This window comes from Micromonospora sp. NPDC052213, from assembly GCF_040679695.1.
Lineage (GTDB): Bacteria > Actinomycetota > Actinomycetes > Mycobacteriales > Micromonosporaceae > Micromonospora.
In genome coordinates, this window is sequence record NZ_JBFAVI010000081.1 from 24756 (window position 1) to 28173 (window position 3418).

Consider the following 3418-nt stretch of genomic DNA (forward strand, 5'->3'; position numbering starts at 1 on the left):
GCTTCCCGCCCGCCCCCCAGGCGTCCCCCCCCCCCCCGGGCCCCTTGGGGGGGGTCCACCCCCCGGGGCCCCCCCCGGGCCCCCGGGCCCCCCCCCCCCCGGGGGGGCCCACGCCCGCAGTCGGCCGGGCGCCCTCAGTCATAGATCGCCTCCACCAGCCAGTGCCCGGCCTCCACCGCGAGCAGCAGGGCCGTGCCGTCGGCCAGGCAGACCTGGAACCGGGCCCGGCGGCGGGCCTCGGCCGGCGCCCACCAGCGCTCGTCGACCGGCCACGGGCCGGCCCAGCCGACGATCTCGGCCGGCCGCGCGGTGCCCACGGTCAGCCGGGCCGGCGCGGCGCTGACCTGGAGCCGCGCGCTGACCACGACCGGCTCGCCGGCGGCGTCGTGCACGGCCGCGGCGAGCGGGTCGGGCAGCACCACGGCCGGCGCGGGCGGCGGCAGCCGGCCCGGCCACGGCGGCTCGCCCGACCGCGCCGACGGGCGGCCCGACAGCGGCGACCGGTCCGGCGGCGGCGACGGCCGGTCCGGCAGGGGCGACTGACCCGGCCGGTCCGACGGCCCGGCCGGCAGGGGCGGTGGGCCGGGGCGGGCCGGCAGGCGTTCGTCCCCCCACGGCACCAGGCGCACCTGGTCGGCGGGTGAACGGCCGCCGCCGAGCACCGCGGTGACCACGGCCTCGGGGCCGAGGATGCCCTGCACCCTGCTCAGGGCCCGGTGCGCCCGCTCCCGCTCCTCGCCGGCCTCCCCCCACAGGCCGGGTTGCAGGCCGGCCTGGGCGATCACCCCGTCGGGGACCAACCGCAGCCGGATGATGCCCGCCGTCGGCCGGGCCGGGCGGGCGCCGCCCCGGCCGACGCCACCGGACAGCCAGCCGTCGAGCTGCCAGCGCACCCGGTCCGCGATGGCGGCCGAGCTGAGCAGCCCGTCGTGCCGCCAGACCCGGTGCAGCTCCTGGCCGTGCGCGGTGACTGCCTCGATGCCGAGGCGGGTGCAGGCCAGCCCGTGCGCGGCGAGCCGGTCGTGCAACCGCTCGGCCAGCGCCCGGGCGGCGAAGGCCGCCGTGTCGACCCGGTCGAGCGGCTCGTCGTGGTCGGCGGTGACCGCGAGGTCGGCCGGGGGCTGCCGGACGGCGAGCGGACGGTGGTCCCGCCCGGCGGCCAGCCGGTGGGCGAGCGCACCGTCGAAGCCGAACCGGGCCAGCACGTCGCCGGCGGGCAGCGCGGCGAAGTCACCCAGGGTGCGTACGCCGAGCCGGCGCAGCAGGTCGGTCAGGGCCGGCCGGCCGAGCGCCTCGACCGGCAGGTCGGCGAGGAACCGCGGTGTCGCGCCGGGCGGGACGACCTGCCCGGCGCGGGCGGCCAGCCCGGCGGCGAAGACCCCGTCGGCGATGCCGACCTGGCTCTCCACCGCGCACGCCTGGGCGACGTGCTCGACGATCCGCTCGGCGGCCGCCTCCTCTCCCCCCAGGTAGCGGCTCGGCCCCCGGGCCGCCACCGCGCACGCGCCGGGACGCACCACCTCGACGCCCGCGACCAGCTCCTCGACCGCGGCGACCACCGGCTCGAACGCCCGGGCGTCCCGCCCCGGGTCGTACTCGACGACGGTGAGCTGCGGGCAGCGCCCCTGCGCCTCCCGTTTGCGCAGCCCCCGGCGCACCCCCTCGGCGCGCGCCCGCTCCGAGCAGGCGACCACCCGGTTGGCGTGCAGCACGGCGACCGGGCCGGTGGCGGGCACCCCGTCGACGATCTCGGCGGCGAGCACCGGCCAGTCCGGGCACCAGAGCAGCAGGGTCCGCACCGGCGCACCGGTCATGCCGGACCGACCAGGGTGAGCGGGCCGCGCCGGGAGGTGTCGGCGGACACGGTGGCCGACGTGGCGGACACGGTGGCCGACGGGGCGGACACGGTGGCCGACGGGGCGGACACGGTGGCCGACGGGGCGGACACGGTGGACGCGGCGACCGGGCGGAGCCGGCCAGCGGCCGACCGGCCGGTGACGGACCCGGCGGCCGGGCCGGGGGCGGAGCGGGGAATGACCCGGGTGAGCCCGTCCCCGGGCAGCCACATCTTGATCTCCTTGGGGCGGGCGGCGGCCCCGCGCCCACGCGCCGAGACGGTGACCTCGCGGCGGCGCAGCCGGCCCCGGCCCGTCCCGAGCCCCTCCCAGGCTCCCCGGACCACCTGGAGGGTCACGTCCGCGCCGTCCCACCGCCCGTACGGGACGAGGACGCTGCCCCGTTGCCGGGCCCGGGCGGCCAGCCGGTTGGCGACCGAGGCGGAGACCGTCCCCGGCACGGCGGTGACCACGACGTCCACCCCGTCGATCAGCGCGGCGATGACGGTGGCCCACTCCGGGCCCGGGTGGGGCACCAGGGCGAGCCGGTCCAGGGCGATGCCGAGCTCGGCGGCCGCGCCCGCCCCGAACGTCGGCACCCCCACCACGGCGCACCACGAACCGGCCCGGGACGCCTCGGCGAGCAGCGCCAGGACCAGCGAGGTGCCGCCGCTGCGCCGGGGTTGGCCGGTGGCGACCGCGATCGTGCTGCCGCGCCGCAGCCCCCGGTTGGGCAGCAGCCCGGTCAGTTCCGGGGCCACCGGCAGCACCCGGTGACCGCCCGCCGGATCCGGCGCGCTCGCCGGACGTACCAGAGCGGCCAGTGCGGCGGAACCGACCACCATCCGGCCCGCCATCGGACCTACCCCCCGTCGTGCTGTCGATCGGATGTACGCGTGGCGCCCGGGCCGCCCGGCTCCCCCCGCCGGACGGCCCGGGCGTCACGGATCAGGCGGCGAGGCCGTCGAGCGCCGGTTGGTGGGCCACGCCGAGCGCGGCCTCCACCACCGCGACGAACTGTTCGGCGGCGCGCAGCAGGTCGTCGGCCTCCCGGGCGGTCACGACCCGCGGGATGCCGGCCTCGGCGGCGGCGCGCTTGCCGGCGCCGAGGGCGAAGAACCGGGCCCACTCGTCGAGCTCGGGGGCGACACCGGAGAGCAGGACCCAGACGCTGGTGATCCGGTTGCGCCGGGCCGGGGCGGGACGCGCCCGGGCGGCGAGCAGGGCCGCCGCCGCGCGCAGCGCGGCCAGGTGGGCGGCCGCGTAGCGGAGGCCGTCGGGGCGGGTCTGAGCGGCCTCGGCCAGCCCGTGGCGGGCCACCGCGAGAAGCTGGGCGGGGGTGCGGTGCGGCAGCACGTGCGCCGGCACCGTCGGCGCCTGAGCCGGGTTGGTCGGCATGGACTGTCTCCTCCACGTGGCCGAGCCGCCCCTGCGGGCGGAGCTGGTCCGCCGGCGGGACGCCGGGTCGAGTGGTGCGGAGGAAGACGCACCGGATGGGGCCGGCCGGGTGTGGACGCTTCCCCACACCACACCCGGCCGGCACAACCGGCGGGTTCGTCGCCCGCCGCCCGGGGGTCGTGGGC

General features: G+C 80.3%; 2 protein-coding genes and 1 pseudogene. All 3 read right to left on the reverse strand.

Annotated features, from left to right (window positions below; genetic code table 11):
• Window positions 1-134: 134 nt before the first annotated feature.
• The 3 genes and pseudogenes from AB0L34_RS19865 to AB0L34_RS19875 all read right to left on the reverse strand — a co-directional run bounded on the left by AB0L34_RS19865 (window position 135) and on the right by AB0L34_RS19875 (window position 3233).
• Window positions 135-1814 (reverse strand): DNA polymerase Y family protein, encoded by a 1680-nt coding sequence (locus AB0L34_RS19865; RefSeq protein ID WP_363705806.1) that lies wholly within the window; start codon window positions 1812-1814, stop codon window positions 135-137.
• A 143-nt stretch (window positions 1815-1957) separates the two neighbouring features.
• A pseudogene (locus tag AB0L34_RS19870) lies at window positions 1958-2692 on the reverse strand (hypothetical protein); the annotation flags it as partial.
• 91 nt (window positions 2693-2783) lie between these two features.
• On the reverse strand, window positions 2784-3233 hold the full coding sequence (locus AB0L34_RS19875) for an SAV_6107 family HEPN domain-containing protein (protein WP_350712116.1): 450 nt from the start codon (window positions 3231-3233) through the stop codon (window positions 2784-2786).
• Window positions 3234-3418: the final 185 nt, after the last annotated feature.

Coding starts and splice junctions, on each gene's coding strand:
- AB0L34_RS19865 (WP_363705806.1), bottom strand. CDS start 1,814: ATGACCGGTGCGCCGGTGCGGACCCTGCTGCTCTGGTGCCCGGACTGG.
- AB0L34_RS19875 (WP_350712116.1), bottom strand. CDS start 3,233: ATGCCGACCAACCCGGCTCAGGCGCCGACGGTGCCGGCGCACGTGCTG.